5 protein-coding genes are annotated in these 5500 nt (G+C 36.3%); all 5 read right to left on the bottom strand.

Annotated features, from left to right (window positions below; all coding sequences use genetic code 11):
• On the bottom strand, positions 1-1017 hold a 1017-nt coding region (locus QVB70_RS17310; protein WP_287588922.1), incomplete at its 3' end, for a ferrous iron transporter B.
• 5 nt (positions 1018-1022) lie between these two features.
• The gene (locus tag QVB70_RS17305) at positions 1023-1718 is read right to left on the bottom strand and encodes a FeoA family protein (protein WP_287588919.1); all 696 of its coding nucleotides are present in this window, start codon (positions 1716-1718) and stop codon (positions 1023-1025) included.
• 335 nt (positions 1719-2053) lie between these two features.
• Complete coding sequence (gene glpB / locus QVB70_RS17300) at positions 2054-3361, bottom strand: anaerobic glycerol-3-phosphate dehydrogenase subunit GlpB (RefSeq protein WP_287588915.1); 1308 nt, start codon at positions 3359-3361, stop codon at positions 2054-2056.
• Positions 3361-5001, bottom strand: coding sequence for an anaerobic glycerol-3-phosphate dehydrogenase subunit GlpA (gene glpA, locus QVB70_RS17295; protein ID WP_287588912.1), 1641 nt, complete (start codon positions 4999-5001; stop codon positions 3361-3363). The genes glpB and glpA overlap by 1 nt, the downstream gene beginning before the upstream one ends.
• Positions 5002-5059: 58 nt before the next feature.
• On the bottom strand, positions 5060-5500 hold a 441-nt coding region (locus QVB70_RS17290; RefSeq protein ID WP_287588908.1), incomplete at its 5' end, for an FGGY-family carbohydrate kinase.

The following is a 5500-nucleotide window of genomic DNA, read 5'->3' as shown; positions in this document are numbered from 1 at the left end:
TATTATTTCAAGTTGTGGCAGCATTAAATCATAAAATAAACTTTCTAAAAGACTGATTAAGAAATCTCCAACACCAAAAACGATAGCAAACATTAGAGCCATTATTCCAATTAAAATAGGATATCCGAGGATTCGATGAGAGGTAAGACTGTCTAGTTTTTCCTCAAGAGAAAGTTGCGGTGGAGAAACGAACTCTTGAGATTCATGAGCGATACGATTTGCAATATTATATCTTTCAGCAGCTATTGCTACTGGAGCGATATGTCCATGCAAATCTTCAATCTTCACAATAAATTCACGCGCTAATTCGAGTACAGATGATCCATTTTCTTCTTCTTGTACTTTCTTCACAATAATTTCATCTTTTTCTAGCAGTTTAATACTTAACCATCGTGTAGCATAAAGTTTAGAAAGTTTTGGAAGATTATTCTCGATTTTTTCTTTTAATAGTCCTATATATTTCTCAATTTCAGTCCCATATTTTGCTGGCTTAAGATCTACTTTTGTTTTCCCTTCTGCAACAGAAACTACTTTTGAAATTAATTCACTTATCCCTATACCCGAAATAGCTGTAGTTGGAACGACCGGGATGTCATTTAATAACTTTGATAGCTTTTCACAGTCTAAACAAATACCTTTCTTTGCGCAAAAATCCATTTGATTACATGCAATAATAACTGGGACTTCAAGCTCAAGTAATTGAACAGTAAAATACAAATTTCTTTCTAAATTAGAGGCATCTACGACATTGATAATAATATCTGGCTGTTCTAAGGCTATATATTCGCGAGATACAACTTCTTCAAGGCTATATGCACTCAAACTGTAAATTCCTGGCAAATCAATTACATGAATAGTGTACCCTTCAAAATAAAGTGTCCCTTCAGCTCGTTCTACCGTCTTTCCAGGCCAATTACCCGTAACTTGATTTAGGCCAGTTAACTGGTTAAATACAACGCTCTTCCCGACATTTGCATTCCCAGCTAAGGCGATGCGTAAGACTTTCTTCTCTTCCAAGAAAATCACCGGCTTTTTTGCATTGCCAAACGGGTTCGTATACTTAATTCTCCTACAGGTTTAACAAAAATTCTTTTAGCTATCTTGTTGCCAATCGCAAGACATGTGTTGCGGATACAGATTTCAATTGGTCCATGAAACGGCGCTTTGTTATTGATTGTTATTTCGGCCCCGGGAGTCAACCCTAGGTCAGCAAGTCTTTGTACTTGCCCTCTACCTCCAAACATAAACTGAATAATACCCTTTTCTCCAGTATGGAGATATGCAAGAGGTAGTATGTCTTCTATCCGTCCTTCAATTTCCTCAAGATTGCGATAAAAATAACTTATATTTGAATTATTAAGTCCATGTCTATCCCAATCAATGAACTCATCGTTCATTTTTCCATGGTGGTGTCTTTTACCACCTCTACCTCTCCTAATCATATTTCGAAGGCCTTTTCTCGGATGTATAAACCGATCATGTAAATATTTTTCTCTGTGGATTCTTAAGACCTCTTTTCCTTTCTTTGTGACCTTAAAAATACCTTTATCTTTAGAAATCAAATCATTAGACTGAGCAATCGCTATAACATTTTCAATATCCGAAACAGGAACTCCTAACTCATCAGCAATCTTTTGAAGAGGAAATGACTCTCCACCATTGACATTTATTAGTTCAAGAAAACATGGGATGAGTTCTTCCAATTTCTGGATAGACATGCAGTCACCTAATCTAATTTGCTATACGAATTTTTCTTTTTTGACATGCTAATAATTTATACTATATAAATAAATTTTAGGAATACCTAAATCTTATTGATTTAAAAAGCTTCTTATATTTTTTTGTATCTACAGAGGATTTTACTAATAGAGTGATTAAAGAACACCTTTGAAAGAAATTCTAAAGACTTAGCTATCTTTTTCTTTTAGATTGCTTTTTTAGAGCTACATGAGACCGTTGCGATAAAACAAAAAGATATATTCTCACTTTTCTAAACTATAGATATTCCATTGTCATAAAATGGTGTAACGAAACATAGAGAGGAGGCACAAACTCATAAGTTTTCGACAGCATTTAATCCAGCAATGTATCCAGTGGTAAGTGCGATGCCTAGACCTGATTTTTCACTAATATAGTCATAACCAGCGAGAATAGATCCTGCTCCAAAAAGATTATCTGCTAGTACCTTTCCATCTAGATCGAAGGGTCTTAAGGTTTCATCTGTTATAATTCCCGTAAAGCCTATATTATGTTTTCCAGATTCAAGACGTTTTCCTGCAAAATAATCGGTTTTACTATCACTACGTACTGGTAAATCAAAAATTGGCTCATAGAACTTTGTTCCATCGAAATATAGTCCTTCTGCGATAAAGCTACCAGTCGCAAGCACAAAAACATCTGCCGTAAATGTCCGCCTATAAATATCTGCTACTGTTTCCAAAGTTTTACATTCATTATTTTCGACATGTGCACTTAAAACCTGAATTCCTCTGTGAATCTCGACACCAACGTCATTAGCTGCATTCTCTAAAATCTGTTGAAGTCTCTGTCCAGGTACTGATGGGGGGAGAGATAAACATTCAAACACTTGAACACCAAGTTCCTTTTCAAGATGCTGATGGTTTTGAAACCAATTTTTGTATCCTAATATTGCTGGAAAAACAACTGTATACGCATCTGTTTCATTTACAAACTTTTGCAGTTGTTTCAGAAACCCTGAAAATAATTCTTCATTATCTAATGCTTCAGCAATCTCTATTGATGTAATTTCTTTATCTTTTCCTAAACTGGGTATCATTATGTCTTTCGAAACGATTTCTTTGATTGTAGTTTGTTCAAAAAAGGAATTCACAACATATTGTAAAGATTTTGAAAAGAATTTAGCGTTGAACTCTGAATAACACGGCACTCCAACAGTCATGAGTTTTGAATCTTCGAATTCGAGAAGGTTACCATGCAGCATTGATATCGGGACAATGCAACTTGGTCTGAATGTGCCGAAATAGTTAGATAATACAACATTTTGAGAAGTTTTGCCGGCATAAGTCATATTTGTGATCTCTAAAAAATCTTGAATCGAAATTTTCAAAATCTCTAAGGTTTTTTTAGCGTCTCCATTGCCAATTTTTGCGTAAGGATGATATGGTGAGGTATTAACAAGTTCCTTAATATGTTCTTCTGGATTAATAACTAATTCGTTTTTGAAATACCCAAGTAAATCAATTACGCCAGTACTCATGTTTGTTGTTCCTAAACCCCTACTAAGAACTGCAACTTTCTTTCCTGTTTCTGCAATCTTTCTTGCTGCAGTTAAACCTGCCATACCTGCGCCAATAACAATTGCATCGTATTGTATATCCATTATTCTTGACTCTCCAGCAGTTTTTTGTGTAATTGGTCATAATTTCCAACACAACTAAATACTGATTGACTTAACAGTTCTTGTCGAAGCTGGTTCATCCAAAGAACAAATTTAGTGCCTTTCCACCTTTCCTCAATAAAATCAATGATTGCTTTTTGTATATCGGCTATTTCGTTATCTTTTGAATACTCAAACAATTGATGCGCAAGTTTGAGCGTACATAAACCACCTTGACAAATCCCAAATCCAGCTTGCGTTCTTTTACAAATATCCTCAAGACTGTAAGCCCACATTTTATCGATAATATATTTCACTTCTGCATTTGACACATATTCACACGAACATGCTGTTAATCTTGTGGCAGGATTTTCTTCCATAGTAGCAAAAATTGTTTTAGCTGCGGCTTCCCATCTCCCAATTGTACGCTCTGTAAGAAGCCAAGGGATTTTTAATTTTTTAGCAATTTCCACAAAGTTAAGATCATGTTCTTCTGCACCAGGAAGTTTAGTTTTATGTGTCACACAATCTGCTCGTATTCCAAGTTTTTTTGCAACAAGATCTGAGGTCTTTTCTGCCATAAGTCTATAAGTTGTAAGCTTACCCCCCGTAATTGTAATTAGACCAGAAACACCATCTCTCGTCTCATGATCAAGTACTTTAAATGTCCTACTAATTTCCCTTCCTTCTTCTCCCGGCTCAGCTCCTAATAATGGTCTATTACCTGCATATGCTCGTACCATTCGGGCTTCCTTAACAAATGGAGAAAGAATTGCGCCTTCACGAATCATTTCGTCAACTTCAGCTGCTGTAACTGGACATTCATCAGGACTATCCATAGAAACTGAAGTTGTTCCGATAATAGCTGTACTAATATGGGGAACTATAATATCACCATTTGCTGGAAAACGAAGTCTGTTAACTACTCGTGTGAAAAGTCTTCGATCAATAATAACCATGACGCCTTTAGATGGTGTTATTGGAATGTGAATATCAGCTAATTCAGCAATTTTTCTAGCCCAAACACCAGTCGCGTTTATCACAAAATCTGCATATAAATCATAGATATTTCCTTTTCTATGATCTTTAACTCTGACGCCGGTAATTGCCATATTATCTTTATGGAGCGCTATTACCTCTGAATATGTTCGAATAGAAGCACCTAGCTGTGCCGCCTGGAGTGCTGTTTCTACAATAAGGCGAAATGGGTAAACACTTCCATCATTAACGTGAAATGCCGTCTCAACATCTTCGTTAATAAATGGTTCCATTTGAAGAGTTTCTTTGTGCGATAATTCTTTGAATTCAACATTGCATTCTCGACAACCTTGAATGAATTGATCTTTAAATTCGGGATCATCAATTCCAGAAATTCCTACAAAAAGTCCTCCTGTTAGGTGAACTGAGTTTGACGCTATTTCTAGAAGAATTTTGCTTTCCTCGGCACATTCTCTTGCCGATTCTTTATCTTTAACAACATATCTGCCACCGCTATGAAGAAGACCATGAGATCGTCCACTTGTTCCACTGCTCAGATCATGTCTTTCAAGTAAAACAGTTTTTAGTCCTCTTAGTGTAAGATCTCTTGCCACTTCTGCCCCAGTTGCTCCTCCTCCTATTATTATAGCATCAAAACGTTCCATAAATATCTCCTCTACAATAAAAAACAAGTTAAAAAAAAGTAAGTAGGCAGCAGTTCTTCTATGTTTCGATCCAACCAGTTGCACGCTTTACTGCTCTATTCCAACCTTCATACAACTCTCGCCTTTTATCTTCGCTGATTTCTGGTTCAAAACGTCGATCTACACCCCAGTTTTTCTTGAGATCTTCTAGATCCTTCCAATACCCAACAGCTAAACCAGCAGCATACGCAGCACCTAAAGCAGTCGTTTCATCTACTGTGGGACGCACACAAGGGACTCCAAGAATATCTGATTGAAGTTGCATCAGAAAATTGTTTTTAACTGCTCCACCATCAACTTTTAGTTCTGATAGTCTGATACCTGAATCTTTCATCATTGCTTCTAAAACATCCCTTGTTTGATAGCAGATTGACTCTAGCGTTGCACGAATCAAATGTTCTCTTGAAGTACCCCTCGTCAATCCTACGATTGTACCACGTGCATACATATCCCAATAAGG

The sequence above is a fragment of the Candidatus Borrarchaeum sp. genome, assembly GCF_019058535.1.
Classification (GTDB): Archaea; Asgardarchaeota; Sifarchaeia; order Borrarchaeales; family Borrarchaeaceae; genus Borrarchaeum; species Borrarchaeum weybense.
The sequence above is the reverse complement of the archived record's forward strand: the minus strand, read 5'-3'. Positions and strand labels throughout refer to the sequence as shown.

Excerpts from the sequence above, each read along its gene's own strand:
- QVB70_RS17305 (WP_287588919.1), bottom strand. The coding sequence starts at position 1,718 with ATGTCTATCCAGAAATTGGAAGAACTCATCCCATGTTTTCTTGAACTA.
- glpB (WP_287588915.1), bottom strand. The coding sequence starts at position 3,361 with ATGGATATACAATACGATGCAATTGTTATTGGCGCAGGTATGGCAGGT.
- glpA (WP_287588912.1), bottom strand. The coding sequence starts at position 5,001 with ATGGAACGTTTTGATGCTATAATAATAGGAGGAGGAGCAACTGGGGCA.